Origin of the sequence: Streptomyces sp. NPDC005803 (assembly GCF_040630435.1) — a bacterium.
Taxonomy (GTDB): domain Bacteria; phylum Actinomycetota; class Actinomycetes; order Streptomycetales; family Streptomycetaceae; genus Streptomyces.
On sequence record NZ_JBEXXO010000003.1, the window covers coordinates 304201 to 322726 of the forward strand.

At 71.0% G+C, this 18526-nt stretch carries 21 protein-coding genes; 10 read left to right on the top strand and 11 right to left on the bottom strand.

Annotated features, from left to right (window positions below; all coding sequences use genetic code 11):
* Positions 1 to 41 precede the first annotated feature (41 nt).
* The 7 genes from ccsB to hemL form a co-directional block, all read right to left on the bottom strand.
* Entirely contained in the window at positions 42 to 1127 is a 1086-nt protein-coding gene (ccsB, locus tag ABZ454_RS06750; protein WP_356313559.1) for a c-type cytochrome biogenesis protein CcsB, read from the bottom strand.
* Positions 1124 to 2917, bottom strand: a complete 1794-nt coding sequence (locus ABZ454_RS06755) for a cytochrome c biogenesis protein ResB (protein ID WP_359536377.1) — start codon at positions 2915 to 2917, stop codon at positions 1124 to 1126. The genes ccsB and ABZ454_RS06755 overlap by 4 nt, the downstream gene beginning before the upstream one ends.
* A 6-nt stretch (positions 2918 to 2923) precedes the next feature.
* Positions 2924 to 3685, bottom strand: coding sequence for a cytochrome c biogenesis protein CcdA (locus ABZ454_RS06760; protein WP_356313566.1), 762 nt, complete (start codon positions 3683 to 3685; stop codon positions 2924 to 2926).
* 4 nt (positions 3686 to 3689) lie between these two features.
* On the bottom strand, positions 3690 to 4298 hold the full coding sequence (locus ABZ454_RS06765; RefSeq protein WP_359536378.1) for a TlpA disulfide reductase family protein: 609 nt from the start codon (positions 4296 to 4298) through the stop codon (positions 3690 to 3692).
* A 67-nt stretch (positions 4299 to 4365) separates the two neighbouring features.
* Positions 4366 to 5628 carry a hypothetical protein gene (locus ABZ454_RS06770; RefSeq protein WP_356313573.1) on the bottom strand — a complete coding sequence of 421 codons (1263 nt, stop codon included), beginning with the start codon at positions 5626 to 5628 and terminating at the stop codon, positions 4366 to 4368.
* A gap of 393 nt (positions 5629 to 6021) precedes the next feature.
* Positions 6022 to 6723 (bottom strand): histidine phosphatase family protein, encoded by a 702-nt coding sequence (locus ABZ454_RS06775; protein ID WP_356313578.1) that lies wholly within the window; start codon positions 6721 to 6723, stop codon positions 6022 to 6024.
* Entirely contained in the window at positions 6720 to 8027 is a 1308-nt protein-coding gene (hemL, locus tag ABZ454_RS06780) for a glutamate-1-semialdehyde 2,1-aminomutase (protein ID WP_356313584.1), read from the bottom strand. Before hemL ends, ABZ454_RS06775 begins: the two co-directional genes overlap by 4 nt.
* Positions 8028 to 8164: 137 nt before the next feature.
* On the opposite strand from hemL, the gene ABZ454_RS06785 reads away from it, so the two are divergent.
* Positions 8165 to 8773, top strand: coding sequence for a hypothetical protein (locus ABZ454_RS06785; RefSeq protein WP_359536379.1), 609 nt, complete (start codon positions 8165 to 8167; stop codon positions 8771 to 8773).
* A 284-nt stretch (positions 8774 to 9057) separates the two neighbouring features.
* Here ABZ454_RS06785 and ABZ454_RS06790 read toward each other — a convergent pair whose 3' ends face one another.
* The gene (locus tag ABZ454_RS06790) at positions 9058 to 9657 is read right to left on the bottom strand and encodes a short chain dehydrogenase (protein ID WP_359536380.1); all 600 of its coding nucleotides are present in this window, start codon (positions 9655 to 9657) and stop codon (positions 9058 to 9060) included.
* A 120-nt stretch (positions 9658 to 9777) separates the two neighbouring features.
* Between ABZ454_RS06790 and ABZ454_RS06795 the strand changes: the two genes are divergently transcribed.
* Positions 9778 to 10644 (top strand): LysR family transcriptional regulator, encoded by an 867-nt coding sequence (locus ABZ454_RS06795; RefSeq protein ID WP_359536381.1) that lies wholly within the window; start codon positions 9778 to 9780, stop codon positions 10642 to 10644.
* A gap of 272 nt (positions 10645 to 10916) precedes the next feature.
* Positions 10917 to 11234: a hypothetical protein gene (locus ABZ454_RS06800; protein ID WP_359536382.1), complete on the top strand. Its 318-nt coding sequence runs from the start codon at positions 10917 to 10919 to the stop codon at positions 11232 to 11234.
* On the opposite strand, the gene ABZ454_RS06805 is transcribed toward ABZ454_RS06800, so the two are convergent.
* Positions 11167 to 11739 carry a TIGR03086 family metal-binding protein gene (locus ABZ454_RS06805; RefSeq protein WP_356314093.1) on the bottom strand — a complete coding sequence of 191 codons (573 nt, stop codon included), beginning with the start codon at positions 11737 to 11739 and terminating at the stop codon, positions 11167 to 11169. The two genes, ABZ454_RS06800 and ABZ454_RS06805, sit on opposite strands and share 68 nt — an antisense overlap.
* Before the next feature lie 89 nt (positions 11740 to 11828).
* On the opposite strand from ABZ454_RS06805, the gene ABZ454_RS06810 reads away from it, so the two are divergent.
* The 4 genes from ABZ454_RS06810 (at position 11829) to ABZ454_RS06825 (ending at position 15129) form a co-directional block, all read left to right on the top strand.
* A complete protein-coding gene (locus tag ABZ454_RS06810; RefSeq protein WP_359536383.1) occupies positions 11829 to 12650 on the top strand; it encodes a helix-turn-helix domain-containing protein in 822 nt (273 codons plus the stop codon).
* A 39-nt stretch (positions 12651 to 12689) separates the two neighbouring features.
* Positions 12690 to 13220 (top strand): GNAT family N-acetyltransferase, encoded by a 531-nt coding sequence (locus ABZ454_RS06815; RefSeq protein WP_359536384.1) that lies wholly within the window; start codon positions 12690 to 12692, stop codon positions 13218 to 13220.
* Between the two features lie 255 nt (positions 13221 to 13475).
* A complete protein-coding gene (locus ABZ454_RS06820) occupies positions 13476 to 14315 on the top strand; it encodes an NAD(P)H-binding protein (protein WP_359536385.1) in 840 nt (279 codons plus the stop codon).
* Positions 14316 to 14373: 58 nt separating this feature from the next.
* Positions 14374 to 15129: a Mut7-C RNAse domain-containing protein gene (locus ABZ454_RS06825; protein ID WP_359536386.1), complete on the top strand. Its 756-nt coding sequence runs from the start codon at positions 14374 to 14376 to the stop codon at positions 15127 to 15129.
* Positions 15130 to 15149: 20 nt separating this feature from the next.
* Here ABZ454_RS06825 and ABZ454_RS06830 read toward each other — a convergent pair whose 3' ends face one another.
* Entirely contained in the window at positions 15150 to 15659 is a 510-nt protein-coding gene (locus tag ABZ454_RS06830) for a MarR family transcriptional regulator (protein WP_359536387.1), read from the bottom strand.
* Between the two features lie 58 nt (positions 15660 to 15717).
* Positions 15718 to 16227 carry a hypothetical protein gene (locus ABZ454_RS06835; protein ID WP_359536388.1) on the bottom strand — a complete coding sequence of 170 codons (510 nt, stop codon included), beginning with the start codon at positions 16225 to 16227 and terminating at the stop codon, positions 15718 to 15720.
* 89 nt (positions 16228 to 16316) lie between these two features.
* Between ABZ454_RS06835 and ABZ454_RS06840 the strand changes: the two genes are divergently transcribed.
* The 3 genes from ABZ454_RS06840 (at position 16317) to ABZ454_RS06850 (ending at position 18508) form a co-directional block, all read left to right on the top strand.
* On the top strand, positions 16317 to 16652 hold the full coding sequence (locus tag ABZ454_RS06840) for a YnfA family protein (protein ID WP_356314113.1): 336 nt from the start codon (positions 16317 to 16319) through the stop codon (positions 16650 to 16652).
* 55 nt (positions 16653 to 16707) lie between these two features.
* Positions 16708 to 17466: an SDR family oxidoreductase gene (locus tag ABZ454_RS06845; protein ID WP_359536389.1), complete on the top strand. Its 759-nt coding sequence runs from the start codon at positions 16708 to 16710 to the stop codon at positions 17464 to 17466.
* 157 nt (positions 17467 to 17623) lie between these two features.
* A complete protein-coding gene (locus tag ABZ454_RS06850; RefSeq protein WP_359536390.1) occupies positions 17624 to 18508 on the top strand; it encodes a hypothetical protein in 885 nt (294 codons plus the stop codon).
* Positions 18509 to 18526 lie beyond the last annotated feature (18 nt).

The following is an 18526-nucleotide window of genomic DNA, read 5'->3' on the forward strand; positions in this document are numbered from 1 at the left end:
CGCCGAAGGGGCGGGACGGGCAGCCGTGGTGTCCGTGCGGCTCAGACGCCGGCGTAGGAGTGCTTGCCGGTGACGAAGATGTTGACGCCGTAGTAGTTGAAGATCCAGCAGCCGAAGGCGATCAGCGCCAGGTAGGCGGCCTTGCGGCCCTTCCAGCCCGCGGTCGCCCGGGCGTGCAGGTAGGCGGCGTACGCGACCCACGTGATGAAGGACCAGACCTCCTTGGGGTCCCAGCCCCAGTAGCGGCCCCAGGCGTCGCCGGCCCAGATCGCACCCGCGATGATCGTGAACGTCCACAGCGGGAAGACCGCCGCGTTGATCCGGTACGAGAACTTGTCGAGGCTCGACGCGGACGGCATCCGGGAGAGCACGGACTGGGCGAACGCGCCGGGCTCCTGCCCGTTGGCGATCTTGCTCTCGTAGCTGTCGCGGAAGAGGTAGATCAGCGTGCCGATGCCGCCGATGAAGAACACCGCGCCGCAGATGATGGCGGTGGAGACGTGGATCCACAGCCAGTACGAGTGCAGCGCGGGCACCAGCTGGTCGCTGGAGGTGTAGAGCACCGTGGTCGCGAGGCCGAGGTCCAGCAGGACGGCGGTGACCAGGATCAGGCCCATCCAGCGGACGTTCTTCTTCAGGACGAGCAGGGTCAGGTACGCGCCGACCGCCACCGTGGAGAAGGTGATGGAGAACTCGTACATGTTGCCCCAGGGGGCGCGCTGCACGGACAGGGCGCGGGCGACGACCCCGCCCACCTGCACCAGGAACGCGAGCACGGTCATGGAGACCGCGATCCGCCCGTAGAGGTCGCCCTTGAAGGTGCCGCCCGCGGCGCCGGGCCCGTCGGGCACGTCGCGCGAGCCGGCCGCGGAGCGGGTGACGATCGTCGGCCGCTCCAGTACGGCGGTGGTCCCGCCCTTCCGGGCGACCTGGACCTTCACCGTGCCGGCGGCGGCCGCTTCCTCGGTGGTCAGCGCGGCGGCGGTGCGGCCGACCTTGCTGCGGGAGCCGAACACCCACTCCGCGATGTGCGCGAAGAAGGCCAGGGTGTAGACGGCCATCGACGAGTAGACCAGCACATTGCTGGTGTGTGCCAGGTTCTCGTTGGTTGCGGCGGCGAGATTCACTTCTCAGCCCCTTCGGAAGGCTCTGCGGAGGACGCGGCGACGACGGAGGTGTCGGAGTCCGGATCGGTGTCGTGGTCGGGGTCGGTGTCTGAGCCGGGCGCCGTGGGCGCCTCGGCGTTGAGCGTGACCGCGAGATCGGCCAGCTCCTCGGGAAGCTTCGCGGACTCGCTGCGGCCGAGCCCCGCCATTTCGACGACGGTGACGCCGTCGGCGCCGCGTACGGCCCGGATCCAGACCCGGCGCCGCTGGATGAACAGGGAGCCCGCGAGTCCCGCGATGGCGCCGATGGCTCCGGCGAGCGCCCAGCCGCTGGCGGGCTGCTCGGAGATCTGGAAGCTGGCCCACTCCTGGAGTCCTGTGAAGGTGATGGAGCCGGCGCCGTCGGGCAGCTCCATCGTGTCGCCGACCAGCAGCCGCTTCTTGAGCTGCTTGCCGTCGGAGTCCTTGAACTCCTTCATCTTCGACTTGTCGAGCTGGTACACGTTCTGCGGCAGCCCGGAGTCCACGCCGAGGGAGCCGTAGTAGCCGTTGAGCGCGAGGACCGGCATGTCGGCGGCGGGGAACTGCGAGAACATCGTCCCCTTGCCCTCGCCCGCGAAGGTCGGCACGAAGAACGCCTGGAAGCCCAGCTGGGTCTTCTTGCCGTTCTTGTCGCGGTAGCCGTCCATCACCTTGATCGCCCCGGACGAGGTGACGTTGTTGTCGAGGGGCAGCAGCGGCACGGCGGCCTTGTAGACCTCCTTGCCCTTGCCGTCCTTGACGGAGACGACGGGGGCGTAGCCGTGGGCGTTGAGATAGACCTTGGTGCCGTCGACGACGAGGGGCTCGTTGACCTTGATGACGGACTTCCGCGGCTTGCCGTAGGCGCCCTTGGAGTACGTCACGCGGGCCTCGTAGGTGCGGGGCGTGCCGATCTGCGGGCCGCTGCGCTCGTACGTGCCGATGAAGTCGTCGAGGGTGAAGCTGAAGGGGGCCAGCGAGTCCTTGTCGAAGAGCGACCCGGACTTGAAGTCGTCGTACTGGGTGATCGTGTTGGAGAACCCGTCGCCCTCGACGACCAGTTTGCCGCCCTCGGACTTGAAGAGCTGCCCGACGGCGAAGGCCACCAGCATCACGATGAGCGCGATGTGGAACATCAGGTTCCCGGCCTCGCGCAGATAGCCCTTCTCGGCGGCGACGGCGTCCCCGGCGACATGGGCCCGGTAGCGGCGCTTGCGCATCATCGCGAGCGCGGCCCCGTGGACCTCGGCGGGCTCGGCCTCGGTGCGCCAGGTGGTGTACGCGGGCAGCCGGGTCAGGCGCTTGGGGGCGAGCGGCGGCCGGCTGCGCAGCTGGCCGATGAACGTACCGGTGCGCGGCACGATGCACCCGATGAGCGAGACGAACAGCAGGATGTAGATCGCGGAGAACCACACGGAGCTGTAGACGTCGAAGAACTGGAGCTTCTCGTAGATCGGCGTGACGGTGGTGTGGGCCTTCTGGAAGGTCTGCACCTTGAGTTCGTCGACGCTGTTCTGCGGGATCAGCGAGCCGGGGATGGCGCCCAGCGACAGCAGGAACAGCAGGATCAGCGCGACCCGCATGGAGGTGAGCTGACGCCAGAACCAGCGGGCCCAGCCGACGACGCCCATGGCGGGAAGACTCGCCAGGGCCTCCTCGCGCGGGGCGGTGGAGAGCTGGGAGCCGGCGGCGCCGAGTTCACGGGCGGTCTCCCGGTCCTGCTCCGCGCGGACCTCCCGCTCGTCCGGGCGCTCGCGCTCCTGGGGAGGGTTGGACTTGGTGTTGCTCATCGGTACTCAGATCCCCACCGTGAAGCCGTTGGACCAGCCCTGAAGTTCCTGCATCATGCTGCCCCACGCGCCGGTCAGCAGGAGCAGCCCGGTCACGATCATCATGCCGCCGCCGATGCGCATGACCCAGACGTAGTGGCGCTTGACCCAGCTGAACGCGCCGAGCGCCTTGCGGAAGGCGACGGCGGCGAGCACGAAGGGCACGCCCAGGCCGAGGCAGTAGGCGACGGAGAGTATGGCGCCGCGTCCGGCGGTCGCCTCGGTGAAGGCCAGCGCGTTGACGGAGGCGAGTGTCGGACCGAGGCAGGGGGTCCACCCGATCCCGAAGAGGGCGCCGAGCAGCGGGGCGCCCACCAGCCCGGTGACCGGCTTCTTGTGGATGCGGAACTCGCGCTGCGTCATCCAGGGCATCAGGCCCATGAAGAAGATCCCCATCAGGATCATCAGCACGCCGAGCACCTTGGAGAGGGTGCCGCTGTACTCCTGGAGGGTCTGGCCGAAGTAGCCGAAGAGCGCGCCGCCGGAGACGAACACGGCGGTGAAGCCGATCACGAACAGCGAGGCCCCCGCCACGGTCCTGCCCCGCCGGGCATCGCCGAGATCCGTGCCGCTGACCCCGGTGACGTAACTGAGGTAGCCGGGGACGAGCGGCAGGACGCACGGGGAGAAGAAGGAGACGAGTCCGCCGAGCAGGGCGATGGGCAGGGCGACCAGCAGGGCCCCGCTCAGGACGGTCTCGTTCTGGGTGGCGGCGGCGAGGGCGATCACCTGATCACTTCTCCGCGATCAACGGGTCGATCATCGTGTGCAGCTTGGTGGCGTCGAGCGCGGCCAGCGAGCGCGCGGCGATCTTCCCGTCCCGGTCGATGACGAGCGTGGAGGGGATCGTCTGGAGGTTGAGCGTGCCCTTGGGGAAGCGCAGCATGAGCTTTCCGGCCGGGTCGTAGAAGCTGGGGTAGGTGACGTTCCAGTCCTTCTCGAAGCTGATCGCCGGGCCCCTCTGCGGGTCCCTGGTGTTGATCCCGAGGAACTGCACGCCCTGGCCGGCGGTCTCGCCGGCGACCTTCGCGAAGTGCTTGGCCTCCAGGCGGCAGGGGCCGCACCACGAGCCCCAGGCGTTCAGGACGACCACCTTGCCCTTGTAGTCGGCGAGGTCGAGCTGTGTGCCGTCCAGGCTCTCGCCGTCGAGCTCCGGTGCGTCGACGCGCTCGCCCTTGGCCACGGTGGAGATCCCGCCGCTGCCCGTGACGAAGTGCGTGTCACCGCCGCCGCCGGTCTTGCCGTCCGATCCGCACGCGGTCAGCGTCAGCGCCAGCGCGGCGGCCGCGGCAGGTGCGGCGAGCAGGGTGGAGCGGCGTCGGGAGGGGCGGCCATAGCTCATGTGAAAAGTTTCGCATGGCGGTTCCCGAGATCTTGGGCACCCCCCTCGGTGCCCGTAAAGCCCGTTGTCAGGCCTGTTTAAAGAAGGTGTTCCAGCCGCCTTCGGGCGCCTGTCCGACCTCCAGCGTACGAAGCTTCGCGAGCACCGCCGGGTCCTGGACGTCGAGCCAGTCGACGAACTGGCGGAAGGAGACGAGGCGCACATCGGGCTTCCCCGCGATGTGCTTGAGGGCGTCCTCGACGGCATCCATATAGATGCCGCCGTTCCACTCCTCGAAGTGGTTTCCGATGTAGAACGGCGCACGGTTCGTCTCGTACGCGCGCTGGAAACCGTTGATGTACGACTGGGTGGCCTGGTTGCGCCAGCCCGGATACCGGGAGGGCATTCCCTTGGTCGAATTCCTCGACTGGTTGGCCAGGATGTTGTAGTCCATGGAGAGGACCTCGAAGCTGTGTCCGGGGAACGGGATGCCCTGGAGCGGCAGGTCCCACACGTCCATGCGCTTGGTGGGCCACACCTGGGTGCCACCGGGCGAGCTGGCGTCGTAGCGCCAGCCCAGCTTCTTCGCGGTGGGCAGCAGATTGTCCTGTCCGAGCAGACAGGGGGTGCGGCCGCCGACGAGTTCCCTGCGGTAATCGAAAGGCAGCGGATCGAGGTCGGTCCAGCCGGTGTTGGTGCGCCATTCGGTGACGAAGGAGATCGACTGATCGATTTCGCTCTGCCACTCGGAGGCCGACCAGTTGCCCACCGAGCCGGACCCGGCGCAGAAATGCCCGTTGAAGTGCGTCCCGATCTCGTGGCCGTCGGTCCAGGCCTGACGCACGTTCTTCAGCGTCTCCTTGATGTGACCGTCGGTGAGATAGCCGATGTCGGAGGCGCCGATGGGGTTGTTGGGCGGGCGGTAGAGCGACTTCTTCGATTCGGGCAGCAGATAGATCCCGGAGAGGAAGAAGGTCATCGCCGCGTCGTGTTCCCTGGCGAGTTCCAGGAAACGGGGGAACAGTCCGTTGCCGACCTCGCCGGCGCCGTCCCAGGAAAAGATCACGAACTGCGGCGGCGTCTGGCCTGGTTCGAGCGGAACGGGTGCGGGCGGCTGGCGCGGCTGCTTCCCGGTGTCGGCGGTGGAACCGTCACCGATGGCGCGGACATCCTTCTTGGCGGGGCCCTTGCCCTTGACCGCTCCGTCGGCGCCCTTCTCACCCTTGGCACCCTTGTCCGGCCCCGCTCCCCCCGTACGGGAGGTACTGGAGGAACCGCAGCCCGCCATCCCGACGGCGGCCGCAGCCCCAAGTCCGGCCCCGAGCAAACCCCTTCGGCTGATGTCGCGCATACCGTTCCCATCTGCGGTCGTTTTGCCCCAAGTCCATACAAACTGGCAAAGGCTTAGATGGGTGAAGCAACACGGTGGTTCCGCGAATTAGCACATAATTCTTTACGCAACCAGCCCCCAGCCATGACCGAACGCAAGATCGACTCCGCAGACCCCTGAACAGCGCAGGCCGAAACCCCGGACGGCGGCATTCCGCCCGGTCGGCCCACACGATCAGAACGGGCCGGGAACGGCCCGGTCTCGGCCCGGGCCCCGCTCGGCCCGGTCAAGCCCGTCGAGGGGGCCCCGCGCCCGTACGGCTACGGGACACACCGGGGACGGAGCGGGTGACGGGCCGCCCCCGGGCCCGCCCCCACACCACCGGGCGGGCCGGCCCCCAGGCCCCAGGACCGGCTACGCGCCGAACCCCTTCGACGCCCCCTTCACCGGCTTCGCCCCGGCCAGCAGATGCGCCGGCACCAGGTCCCGGGCCGGCTCCGAGTATCCGACCGACACGATCTTGTCGCCCTGGTACGTGAAGCTGGTCAGCGAGGCGAGGGTGCACTGCCGCTTGCGCGGGTCGTGCCACAGCCGCCGCCGCTCCACGAAGCTGCGGACGATCCAGACCGGCAGCTGGTGGCTGACGCACACCGCCTCGTGGCCGCGTGCCGCGTCGCGCGCCGCGTCCAGCGCGCCCATCATCCGTACGACCTGCTCGATGTACGGCTCACCCCAGGACGGCCGGAAGGGATTCGTGAGGTGCTTCCAGTTGTCGGGCTTGCGCAGCGCCCCGTCGCCGACACCGAAGGTCTTGCCCTCGAAGACGTTGGCGGCCTCGATGAGCCGCTCATCGGTGACCAGGTCCAGGCCGTGCGTCTTGGCGATCGGCGTCGCCGTCTCCTGGGCGCGCTCCAGCGGGGAGGCGACGACATGCGTGATGTCGCGCTTCTCCAGATGCTCGGCGACCCGGTCGGCCATCTGCCGGCCGAGCTCGGAGAGGTGGTAGCCGGGACGGCGCCCGTACAGCACGCCCTCCGGGTTGTGCACCTCTCCGTGACGCATCAGGTGGACGACGGTGATGTCCTTGCGTCCGGCGCTGTTGCTGGTCTCGCTCATGCGGTGGCCTCCGATGCGGCGCGGGCTGCGGCGGGCAGCGCGGCGGCGATCCGCTCCACGGCCCGGGTGTCATGGGCGGTGGAGACGAACCACGACTCGAACGCGGACGGCGGGAGATAGACGCCCTGCGCCAGCATCGAGTGGAAGAACGCGGTGAAGCGGAAAGCTTCCTGCTGCTTGGCGTCGTCGTAGTTCCGGACGGGCCGGTCGGTGAAGAAGACGGAGAACATGTTGCTCGCCGCCTGCACGGTGTGGGCGACCCCCTCCTTGTCCAGGGCCTGGCTCACCAGCCCCCGGATCTCCGCGGAGACCGCGTCGACCTTCGCGTACGCGGCGTCGTCCAGCAGACGCAGCTGGGCGAGGCCGGCGGCCGTGGCGACCGGGTTGCCGGAGAGCGTGCCCGCCTGGTAGACGGGGCCGGCGGGGGCCAGGTACGCCATCACGTCGGCCCGCCCGCCGAACGCCGCGGCCGGGAAGCCGCCGCCCATGACCTTGCCGAACGTCATCAGGTCGGGGCGCACCCCGTCGACGCCGAACCAGCCGGCCTTCGACGTGCGGAACCCGGTCATGACCTCGTCGGAGATGTACAGCGCGCCGTTGGCGGCACAGATCTCCTTGAGCCCCGCGTTGAAGCCGTCCAGCGGCGGCACGACGCCCATGTTGCCCGGCGACGCCTCGGTGATCACGCAGGCGATCTCGCCGGGCTGCGCGGCAAAGGCGGCCCGTACGGCCTCCAGGTCGTTGTACGGCAGCACGATCGTGTCGCCGGCCTGTGCGCCGGTGACCCCCGGCGTGTCGGGCAGACCGAAGGTGGCCACCCCGGAGCCGGCGGCGGCGAGGAGCGCGTCGACGTGGCCGTGGTAGCACCCGGCGAACTTCACGATCTTCGCCCGGCCGGTGAAACCACGGGCGAGGCGGATCGCGGACATGGTCGCCTCGGTGCCGGACGACACGAGCCGTACCTGCTCCACGGGCTCGACCCGGGCCACGATCTCCTCGGCGAGCGCCACCTCGCCCTCACCCGGCGTACCGAACGAGGTGCCACGGGCGACGGCCTCCTGGACCGCGGCGATGACTTCGGGGCGGGAGTGGCCGAGAATCATCGGCCCCCACGAGCACACGAGGTCGACGTACTCACGCCCGTCGGCATCGGTGAGGTACGGACCGTTACCGGAGACCATGAAGCGGGGCGTACCGCCCACGGCCCGGAAGGCACGTACGGGAGAGTTCACGCCACCGGGCGTCACGAGGGACGCGCGGTCGAAAAGCGTCTGCGAAACTGGGGCGTCATAGGGAAAGCTCACACATGCCATGGTGTCAGAGCCGCGGACGGACTTGCGGACCGGTGTTTCACCGCACGCCCGTGGGGGAGGTCACTGACACGATGATCGGGTTGCGCGGCGGGGCTGTGTCTCCTAGTTAGTAGTCGGGTGGATGAGATATGCATCGCGGTGGCGGAGTGGGCGAAGGGACCGACGACCTGGGGCCCGAGCCTGCCCGGCGGGGTCGGCACCGGCGCGAGGCTGAGCGCAGGCAGGGCATACAGGCCGGTGGTGCGCAGGTCGGTGGTGCGCAGGTGGGTGGCGGAGCCGGAAGCAGGAGTGGTGGCCGGGTGGGGGTGACCTACAAGTACTTCGGGGCCCCCGACGGGGCCACGGCCGCACGCGTGCCCATTTCCATGCGCCCCGAGGAGCTCGGCGGCGACGAGCTGGGCATGGGCGGCATGTTCACCAAGATCAAGCCGGAGACGGTGGCCGCGATGGTCCTCACCGGCATACAGGGCATACCCCTGCACAAGGTCCCGCCGCTGGAGCTGGTCGTCCTGCACCCCGACTACGCGGTGGTCAAGCTCCCCATGACGGTCGTCGACCCGCTGCGCGGCGTCGGCGAGGAGTCCGTGGGCGCCGCGGCCTTCATCTGGTCGACGGTCCCGGACCGGGGCGGCCCGCGTGACGCGTTCAACGTCTACCAACTGCTCCACGAGTGGCAGGACTTCAGCCACCGGCTGCACGACGCGGGGCATCAGGCGTACTGCCTGGTGTGGCCCTGAGCCGGGGCGAGGCGGCTTACTGCCGGCGCTGCCCTGAGCCGGGGCGAGGCGACTGACCGCCGGGGGCTGCCCTGAGCCGGGGCGAGGCGGGCGCCTGCCGGGTCCGCGGGGCGGCCCGCTCGCCGCTGGACCCGGGGTTCACCGCACCCCCCGCCGAGCCCGGGTTCACCCCGCTCGCCGCTGGACCCGGGGGTTCACCGCACCCCCGCCCGACCCGCGGTTCACCCCGTTCGGTCGTGCCACGGGGTGAACCGCATGCGGCGGATCACGCGTCCGTCATCGCCTCACCGGACCCGATAGACCTGCCCCGTCTGCGCGCCCTCGATCGAGCGGACGTACGCCGTCGCCACGCGGGCCGCCGGGACCGCCTCCATACCGGCGAAGAACGGGCCGTACGAAGGCAGGGACTCCTCGGCCACCGTGGGGCTCACCGCGTTGATCCGCCGGGGCGGGAGCTCGATCGCGGCGGCTCGCACGAAGGCCTCCACCGCTCCGTTGGCCGCGGACGCGGCTGCCCCGGCCACGATCGGTTCCTCGGTGAGAACCCCGCTGACCAGGGTGAACGACCCGGTCGCCGCGACGTGCCGGGCGCCCTGCCGGACCAGCTCCAGCTGGCTCAGCGCCTTGCCGCGGAAGGTCGCCGCGAAGTCGTCGGCGGTCAGCTCACCCAACGGCCGGAACACGGCGTCGCCCGCCGCGACCGCCACCGCGTCCAGCGGGCCGGCCTCCGCGTACAACCGGGCCACCTCCTCCGGGCGGGCTACGTCGGCCACCAGATCGCCGCCCGAGCGGCCCACACCGATCACCTCGTGGCCGCGCGCCACGAGCGCCCGGCGCACCGCACCGCCCAGCGTGCCGCCCGCGCCCACCAGAAGAATCCTCATGACCCACCATCCCTGACGTCTCCGAAACGAAGTCCGGGAGATCACCCGGACGTCTGCGACGCTACGGACCGCGTTCCCGGGCCGGAAATGCCGTTTGGGCAGGGACTATGCTCCGCAGGCATGGATGATGTGGAGCTGCGCCATCTCAGAGCCCTGGACGCGCTGGCCGAGGCGGGCACCGTCACCGGCGCGGCGGCCCGGCTGCACATGACGCAGCCGGCGCTCTCCCGCACGCTCGCCCAACTGGAGGCGCGGGTCGGCGTCCAGCTCGTCGACCGCTCCTCCCGGCGCCTGGTGTTCACTTCGGCCGGAACGGCCCTGCTCGGGCACGGACGGGCGATCCTCGCCCACCTCGAAGCGGCCCTCGCCGACACCCGGACGGTCTCCCGCCCCCTGCGGATCGGCTACACCTGTGCGGTGCTCGGGCAGCAGACCGTCCCGCTGCTGCGCTCCTGGCGCCGCACACACCCCCATGTCCGGCTCGACGTGGTCCGGCAGGACAACAGCACCGCCGGCCTGGCCACCGGAGACACCGACGTCGCGGTGCTCCGCACCGTCCCCGCCGATCCGCGCATCCGGACGGAGGCCCTCTACACGGAGGACCGGGTCGCCGCCCTGCCGGACGACCACCCGCTCGCGGGCCGGGACCGGGTGCTGCTGGCCGAACTCACCGCCCGCCCGGACCTCCCGCTGGCCCTGTGGCCGGACACCGGCACCGCTTCGCCGGACCTCTGGCCCGCGGACCGGCGCCCGGCCCGGACGGTCGAGGTCGGCAACGTGGACGAGTGGCTGAACCTCATCGCCACCGGCGGTGCGTTCGGCCTGGGCGCGGCGGGCACGGCGGAGAGCCACGGCCACCCCGGCGTCCGCTTCGTCCTGCTCGCCGACGCCCCTGCCGCCACGGTCTACCTCGCCCGCCCCGCCCACCCCACGCATCCGCGAACGGAGGACTTCGTCGCGGCGGTCCGGGAAGTGGTCAGCGCCTGAAGCCGGTCCCCCCGGCGCGTCCGGGCCCGGCCTGCCCGCCGCCCCCTCGGCCGCCACCCCCGCGCCCGCCGAACGCACTCCCGCCGAACACACATCCCGCTGAGCGGACCGCCACCGCACACACGACCCCACAGGTGTCCCCCCGACGCGCCGCTTCTCCGGGGGCGGGCCTCAACCGGCCACATCCGGCCATTCATTGGCCGAAGGATGATCTTCAGTGGACCTGCCGGACCTGCCGATGCAGGAGGCATCGACACTGAGGGAGGCCCGCCGTGCACGACACTCTGCCGGCTCTGTCCATTCCCGTGCTGGTCTTCGCCGGTGGCGTCTACGCCGTGTGCGAGAGCTGGTGGCGGCGCCGGCACCCGGCGCCGCCGTCCCCGTACACCCATCAGGCGGCCCGCCTCGCCGAGCGCGCGATGCTCGTGGACGCCGAGCGGATCGTGGCCGGCGCCTACGAGGCCCTCGGCACGCTCTACGACGGCTCGCCGGCGACGGGCACGCCCGTTCCGGCCACCGATGTCAGGCCCGGGGCGGCTGCCAGTCAGGATCCCGACCGGTCAGCGCCAGCACCCGCGCGAAGGGGCTAGCCCCCTCCGGCACGGGCAACGGCTCGCCGAACATCTTCGCCTCGCGGGCCTTCGGAGCCATCGCCTCCAGGGCGGGGCCGATCTCGTCGACCACGTCCGCGTCGGGCACGAACTCCTGGCCCGTGGCCCGCGCCAGATCCCACCCGTGCACGGTCAGATCACCGAGCACCATGTGCCCCACCGTCCGGGCGGGGAACCCCATGGAGCCCGCGGTCCCCTCCTCGGCGCCCGGCGCCGCCCACGCCGCGACCAGCGCGGCCGTCTCCTCGCCGAAGCGTTCGCGCCAGTCCCCGGTGACCGCGTCCGGGGTCGCACCGAAGTCCGCGTCCTGCCGGGCGGCGAGCGCGGTGAAGTTGACGACCACCTGGGCGAGGTGACTGATGAGGGCACGGACGTCGTACTCCGCGCACGGCGTGGGAGCGTCCAGTTGACTGTCCTCGGTCCCCCGCACCACGGGCAGCGCGCTGCCGACAGCCGCATCCAGCAATTCACTGATCTTCTTCATGCCTCGACCATGCATCCGGCGACGGCTCGCGTCTTGAAGAAACGCGCCACCCGGGACACGGGAGCGACCGCGTCATAAGATCGGCAGCCATGCCCGGCTCCCGAGGTCCCCGACGCGACACCCGGGGCATCGTCGACGCCCCCGAGCTCTTCACGCACGTGCGCTTCCGGCGCCGCGAGCCCGCGCCCGCACTGCGCCCCTACCTGGAGCACTACTGGCTGATCGACTGGGACCTGCGCGCGCCGTACGCCTCCCACGTGGTCCCGCACCCCAGCGTCAACCTCGTCTTCGAGCGGTACGCGGGCTGCGGCGACGAGGACGCCGGGTTCGCGGAGGTCTCGGGCATCGGCCTGGAGCTCTTCACGCAGAAGCTCGAGGGGCGGGGGCGGGTCTGCGGTGTGCAGTTCCGGCCGGGCGGCTTCCGGCCGTTCGCGCCGGACCGGCCGGTGTCCGTCTGGACGGGACGCCGGGTACCGGCAGCCGAGGTGTTCGCCCCGCCCGCCCCGCCGTCCGCCGTACTGGACCCCGCTCAGGAGGACGCGCGGGTCGCGGCGCTCGACGCGTACCTGCTGGCGCTCGGCCCGGAACCGGATCCGCAGGCCGACCGGGCGATGGCCCTGGTCGACCTGGTACGCAGCGACCGCACGGTCCGCCGCGTCGACGCACTGGCCCGCGGCGAGGGGGTGTCGGTGCGGTCGCTGCAACGGCTCTTCGCCACGTACGTGGGCGTCGGCCCCAAGTGGGTCATCCTCCGCTACCGCATCCACGAGGCGATGGAACGCGCCGCCTCGGACCCGGCGGTGGACTGGGCGCGACTCGCCGCGGATCTCGGCTACAGCGACCAGGCGCACCTGGTCAGGGACTTCACGGCGACGGTCGGCGTCCCACCGACCGCCCTCGGCGCCCGCTGACGCCCTTCGACTGTCAGTGGCCCGCCCTACAGTTCTGGCATGGAACGCACCGAAGCATCACCCGTACGGATCGAGCCCTGGTCGCCGGACGACCTGGAGCTGCTCCGCCGCGCCAACGCACCGGAGCTGATGGACCACCTGGGCGGCCCCGAGTCGGAGGAGCAGCTCGTAGGACGCCATGCCCGCTATGTGGCGCTGAGCGCGGACCGCGAGGGTCGGGGCAGGATGTTCCGCATCGCGCTGCCCGGCGTGGCGGAGGCCGTCGGCACCATCGGCTTCTGGGAGCGCACCTGGCAGGGCCAGGAGGTGTACGAGACGGGGTGGGCCGTCCTCTCCGAGTTCCAGGGCCGGGGCATCGCGTCGGCCGCGACGGCGGCCGTGGCCGAACAGGCGCGCGCCGAGCACAAGCACCGTTATCTGCACGCCTACCCGTCCGTGGAGAACGGCGCGTCCAACGGGGTGTGCCGCAAGGCGGGTTTCGCCCTCATCGGCGAGTGCGAGGTCGAGTACCCGCCGGGACACCAGCTGCTGACCAACGACTGGCGGCTGGACCTCCACCCGGATCGCTGACCCGGACAGGGAGCGGGCCGGCGGGGACGCCGGGGGCTGGGGGCGAGACCGGGGCGGCCGGCGCCACGGGCGGGACGTGGTGCCAGGGGCGGGGTGCATAACCGTTTGATGGGCGTGGGCACCTCCTGGATATTTATCTGCGTCACGCAGATTATGCGTCTCACAGATACATCTCGCCCGCAGGTCGGTGCGCACGAACCAGGGCTCAGCCTCGCGGAGCCCACACCGGCCCCCTTACCGAGGAGATCCGTCACCATGCTCACCCTCGTCACCGGCTGTCGCGGCCGCGTAGGTTCCACGCTCGTGTCGCTCCTGCACCGAGGCGGCCACGCCGTGCGCGCCGCCTCCCGCAACCCCGGCGAGCTCTCGCTGCCGCCCGGCGTCCCCTCCGTGGCCTGCGATCTCAGCGATCCGGGCACCTTCGCGGACGCCCTGGCAGGGGTCGGCTCCGTGTTCCTCTACGCCGAGCCGTCCCACGTCACCGAGTTCCTCGCCGCCGCGCGGACCGCCGGCGTCGCGCACATCGTCCTGCTCTCCTCCAGTGCGGTCCTCGGCCCGGATGCCGCGTCCGACCCGATCGCCGCCTCCCACCACGCCATGGAGCAGGCACTGGGCGACTCACCCCTCACCACCACCTTCCTGCGCCCCGGCGCCTTCGCGGGCAACGCCTACCAGTGGTCGGAGTCCTTCCGGTCCGGCCGCCCCGTCGAACTGCCCTACCCGCACAGCCGGACCAGCCCCATCGACGAGGCCGACATCGCCGAAGCGGCACTCGCCGTCCTCACCGATACGCGGCTGCGGGGCGCGGCGTACCACCTGACAGGACCCGAATCCCTCACCGCCGCCGAGCAGGTCGGACTCCTGGCCGCCGCGTCGGGCAGCCCCGTCACCGTCCGCACCGTGAGCAGGGCCGCCTGGAAGGAGAGCGTCTCCCCCTCCCTGCCGGAGGAGATCGCCGAGGCACTGCTCGACTACTGGGCCACCACGGCCGGCTCCCCCGCCGAGCTCACCGGCGACATCGAGAAGCTGACCGGCCGTCCGGCCCGTACGTTCGCGGCCTGGGCCGCCGGCCACGCCGCCGCGTTCCGCGCCTGACACCCGTCCCTCGCCGAATGCCCTGGCCGGTGCCCGGCCCCGATGGCATCCTGACCGGGTGAACGGACCCGAGATCCACCTCGAAGTCGCCCCCGAACTGCGTCTCTTCGTCGCGCACGAGCGCCGCCGGGGCCGGACGGCCGTGACCACCGACGGCTCGTCCACCCTCGGCCACGTCGTGGAATCGCTCGGGGTCCCGCTCACCGAGGCCGGACAGCTCCTCGTCGACGGGCGCCCCGTGCCGGTCTCGCACATCCCCGCGGCGGGCGAACGGGTCGAGGTCCGGGCCGTTCAGCGCCCGCAGCACGTGCCGGGCGCCCCCTTGCGCTTCCTGCTCGACGTCCACCTCGGCACGCTCGCACGGCGGTTGCGCCTGCTCGGGGTCGACGCGGCGTACGAGAGCGAGGACATCGGCGATCCCGCGCTGGCCGGCCGCTCGGCGCGGGAGCGCCGGGTCCTGCTCTCCCGGGACCGGGGACTGCTGCACCGGCGGGAGATCTGGGCGGGGGCGTACGTCTACAGCGACCGCCCCGAGGCGCAGTTGCGGGACGTGCTGGAGCGTTTCGCGCCGGACCTCGCGCCGTGGACGCGGTGCACGGCGTGCAACGGGCCGCTGGCGGCGGCCGACAAGGATTCCGTCAGCGCGCGGCTGGAGCACGGCACGCAGCGGTCGTACGACGTCTTCGCCCAGTGCACGGAGTGCGACCGGGTCTACTGGCGCGGCGCCCACCACGCCCGCCTGGAGGCGATCGTCAGCGAAGCGGTCCGCGAGTTCGGCAGCGCCCTGGCCGGACCGGGTGCGGCGGGCGGCTGAGTCCGCACCGCCTTCCGGCCCTACCCGCCGCCGGCTCCGCCGTCGTCCCCGCCGTCGTCGCGCAGCCTCTCGATCTGGGCCGCGCCCAGCTCCACCGTCCGGCGCATATGGGCGATGAGGAAAGCGACCTCGTCGTCGTCGTACGCCTCGAACAGGGCCGCCCAGCCGCCGTTCAGCCGCTCCCAGACCGCGCCGAACTCCGCCATCCGCTCAGGCACGGTCGCCACGAGCACCCGCCGCCGGTCCGCCGTGTCCCGCGCCCGGGTCACATATCCGGCCCGCTCCAGCCGGTCGACGAGCCGGGTCGCCGACCCGGTGGTGAGTCCGGTCAGCTCCGCGACACGGCCCGTGGTGACGGGCTCCGCCTCCAGGCCGAGCAGGTTCAGGCACTGCAGATCAGTGGGGTGCAGCCGCAGGTGGTCGGCCAGGGCCTGGTTGAACAAGGCGTACGAGGCCATGTAGCGGCGCGACGTGACCGCCAGCTCGGCCAGCAGCACGCCACGGCCCGGGACGGGTGACTTCTGCGGCATGCGGAGAGTGTACGGAGCAGGCACCCTCCCCGCCGCGGTGACCGCGCGCGGGCCGGCCTCAGAAGACGTACTCGTCCCCCGTGGCGGGCGCCAGCACCTCGTGCTCGCTGTTCCTCGGATTCCGGTCCGTCGCCCCGTCGCTCCACACGGTGTCGATCCGGACGACCACCTCCGCCGGCCGGCCCGCGAGCTGCAGTTCGAGGGCGAGCTGCCGCTGCTCGGAAGCGTCCGCGGGCAACCTGCCCGTCCGGCACAGCACGGTCGCCCGGTCGGCCTGCAGGCACTCCTGCGGCAGTTCCTGGCGTCCGGCCAGCGGTACGGAGATCCGCAGCCGCACGGTCACTCCGGCCAGGTCCGAGGGCCCGCGGTTCTCGCTGCGCAGCCAGATCCCGAGCCCGGTGCCCCACAACGAGACATGCCCGTGGTGCGACACATCCGCCTCCGATCCGATGCTCCGCACCACGGGCGCACCGACGGCCGCGGCCGTCCCGCCCACACCCAGCGCCACCGCCGACGCCATCGCCGCCGCAGCGGACACTCCCAGCAGAGCCTTGCGCGTCACTCCCATGACCCGAAGATACAGATCATCACGAATTATCCCTATATACCCACTGTCCCGGCGCGTCCTCGGGAACGCCCCCGTGACACCCTGCTCGCATGTCCGTGGTCCGTTCCCTCGCCCTCTTCGTCCTCGCCGCCCTCTTCGAGATCGGCGGCGCCTGGCTCGTCTGGCAGGGGGTACGCGAGCACCGCGGCTGGGCCTGGATCGGCGCGGGCATCATCGCCCTGGGCGCCTACGGCTTCGTCGCGACCCTCCAGCCGGACGGCGAGTTCGGGCGGGTGCTCGCCGCGTACGGCGGGGTCTTCGTCGTGGGGTCGATCGCCTGGGGCATGGCCGCCGACGGCTACCGGCCGGACCGCTGGGACGTGACGGGTGCGCTGATCTGCCTGGCCGGCATGGCCGTGATCATGTACGCCCCCCGCGACCACTGACCGCGCCCCTGCCTATCCTGACCCCGTAACCGATCAGCTGTCCGAGGAGCCCGCCATGGCCGCATCCCCCATCGCCGTCATCACCGGAGCGAGCAGCGGCATCGGTGCCGCGACCGCCCGGCAACTGGCGGCCGCCGGCTTCCGCGTGGTGCTGACCGCCCGCCGCAAGGACCGCATCGAGGCGCTCGCCGCCGAGATCACCGAAGCCGGCCACGAGGCCACGGCCTACGCCCTGGACGTGACCGACCGTGCCGCGGTCGACGAGTTCGCCACCGCGTTCCGCACCCTCGCCGTCCTCGTCAACAACGCCGGTGGCGCGCTCGGGGCCGATCCCGTGGCCACGGGGGACCCGGCGGACTGGCGCCAGATGTACGAGACCAACGTCATCGGCACGCTCCACGTCACCCAGGCCCTGCTCCCCGCCCTCACCGCGAGCGGGAACGGCACGGTGGTCATCCTGTCCTCGACCGCCGGTCTCTCCACCTACGAGGGCGGCGGCGGCTACGTGGCCGCCAAGCACGGCGAACACGTCCTCGCGGAGACCCTGCGCCTGGAGATCGTCGGCACCCCGGTCCGCGTCATCGAGGTCGCCCCCGGCATGGTCAAGACGGAGGAGTTCGCCACCACCCGCTTCCGCGGCGACGCCGAGAAGGCCGCCAAGGTCTACGCGGGCGTCGACGCCCCACTCACCGCGGACGACGTGGCCGACACGATCACCTGGGCCATCACCCGGCCCAGCCACGTGAACATCGACCTCCTGGTGGTCCGCCCCCGCGCCCAGGCCTCCAACTCCAAGGTGCACCGCACGGTCTGACGAAATTCACGTATCACCCGTCCGGGCGAATCCTTTCGATCACTCGAAGCGATGTCGCCCGCCCGGCATACGCTCGGTCACAACTTCATACAGACGGCTCTCCGCCGGGACTGTAATCCCGGCGGAGAGCCTCACCACCGAGGAACTGAGGCTTCCCGTGGCTGAGCACGACCTTAACGCGCCCGCACTCTTCGAAGTCAGCGATCTCGTTCCCCGCTCAACAGGGTTCATAGACCTCACCGATCCCGAATACAGCTACATGTTCGGTTTCGTTCAAGCAGACGGCCATCTCTCCGCCGGATCCGGCCAAAAGGGGCGCCTGACCGTCGAAATCAACGTGCGGGACGTCGCGATTCTCCGTGAGTTCCAGCGGCTGACCCCGTACCACAGCAGCATCACCGAGCGCATCCGGGCCACTAACTTCGCCGACCGCCACCACTCGGCGATCTGGTCCCTCTGCTCCCTGGAAGCCAGGTCCTTGATCAATGAGCTGGGGATCCCCTACGGGCGAAAGTCGCGGCGCATCACGCCGCCCCGGGTGGACTTCTCAGCCCGTGACTACCTTCGCGGAGTCATCGACGCAGACGGGTCAGTGGGCATCACTGGCCAGGGATTCCCCTTCGTTTCCCTGACCACGGCCAGCACAGCCGTGGGGGCCTACCTCTGCTTCTACACAAAGCAGGTAACCGGGGCTCAGCGCTACATCAAACGCAACGCTCGTGATGGCATCTACAACGTCATGTACACCATGGAAGCCGCCGTACGCCTGGCCGAACACCTCTACTACCCCGGCTGCCTCGCGCTGCGCCGCAAACAGGAGGCTGCCGGAACCGTCTTCGCCTGGCAGCGCCCTCCGGGGGTGAAGCCCCGCGGCAAGAACCGGCGTTGGAAGCCCTGGGAGGACGAGGTCCTCGTCCGGCTCGACAGCGCCGTCGCCGCGGCGCCTGAACTCGACCGGAGTGAGGCCAGTTGCTCGATGCGGCTGTGGCGGCTGAAATCCGGCCAGATCCCCACACCCGCTGACGGGACACCCAGCCAGTAGCCCGAGCGTGGGCGGAGG

What these genes read in the sequence shown, in the direction of transcription:
- ABZ454_RS06755 (WP_359536377.1), bottom strand. Translation starts at nt 2,917, where the DNA reads ATGAGCAACACCAAGTCCAACCCTCCCCAGGAGCGCGAGCGCCCGGAC.
- ABZ454_RS06765 (WP_359536378.1), bottom strand. Translation starts at nt 4,298, where the DNA reads ATGAGCTATGGCCGCCCCTCCCGACGCCGCTCCACCCTGCTCGCCGCA.
- ABZ454_RS06770 (WP_356313573.1), bottom strand. Translation starts at nt 5,628, where the DNA reads ATGCGCGACATCAGCCGAAGGGGTTTGCTCGGGGCCGGACTTGGGGCT.
- ABZ454_RS06775 (WP_356313578.1), bottom strand. Translation starts at nt 6,723, where the DNA reads ATGAGCGAGACCAGCAACAGCGCCGGACGCAAGGACATCACCGTCGTC.
- ABZ454_RS06785 (WP_359536379.1), top strand. Translation starts at nt 8,165, where the DNA reads ATGCATCGCGGTGGCGGAGTGGGCGAAGGGACCGACGACCTGGGGCCC.
- ABZ454_RS06790 (WP_359536380.1), bottom strand. Translation starts at nt 9,657, where the DNA reads ATGAGGATTCTTCTGGTGGGCGCGGGCGGCACGCTGGGCGGTGCGGTG.
- ABZ454_RS06795 (WP_359536381.1), top strand. Translation starts at nt 9,778, where the DNA reads ATGGATGATGTGGAGCTGCGCCATCTCAGAGCCCTGGACGCGCTGGCC.
- ABZ454_RS06805 (WP_356314093.1), bottom strand. Translation starts at nt 11,739, where the DNA reads ATGAAGAAGATCAGTGAATTGCTGGATGCGGCTGTCGGCAGCGCGCTG.
- ABZ454_RS06810 (WP_359536383.1), top strand. Translation starts at nt 11,829, where the DNA reads ATGCCCGGCTCCCGAGGTCCCCGACGCGACACCCGGGGCATCGTCGAC.
- ABZ454_RS06815 (WP_359536384.1), top strand. Translation starts at nt 12,690, where the DNA reads ATGGAACGCACCGAAGCATCACCCGTACGGATCGAGCCCTGGTCGCCG.
- ABZ454_RS06820 (WP_359536385.1), top strand. Translation starts at nt 13,476, where the DNA reads ATGCTCACCCTCGTCACCGGCTGTCGCGGCCGCGTAGGTTCCACGCTC.
- ABZ454_RS06830 (WP_359536387.1), bottom strand. Translation starts at nt 15,659, where the DNA reads ATGCCGCAGAAGTCACCCGTCCCGGGCCGTGGCGTGCTGCTGGCCGAG.
- ABZ454_RS06835 (WP_359536388.1), bottom strand. Translation starts at nt 16,227, where the DNA reads ATGGGAGTGACGCGCAAGGCTCTGCTGGGAGTGTCCGCTGCGGCGGCG.
- ABZ454_RS06840 (WP_356314113.1), top strand. Translation starts at nt 16,317, where the DNA reads ATGTCCGTGGTCCGTTCCCTCGCCCTCTTCGTCCTCGCCGCCCTCTTC.
- ABZ454_RS06845 (WP_359536389.1), top strand. Translation starts at nt 16,708, where the DNA reads ATGGCCGCATCCCCCATCGCCGTCATCACCGGAGCGAGCAGCGGCATC.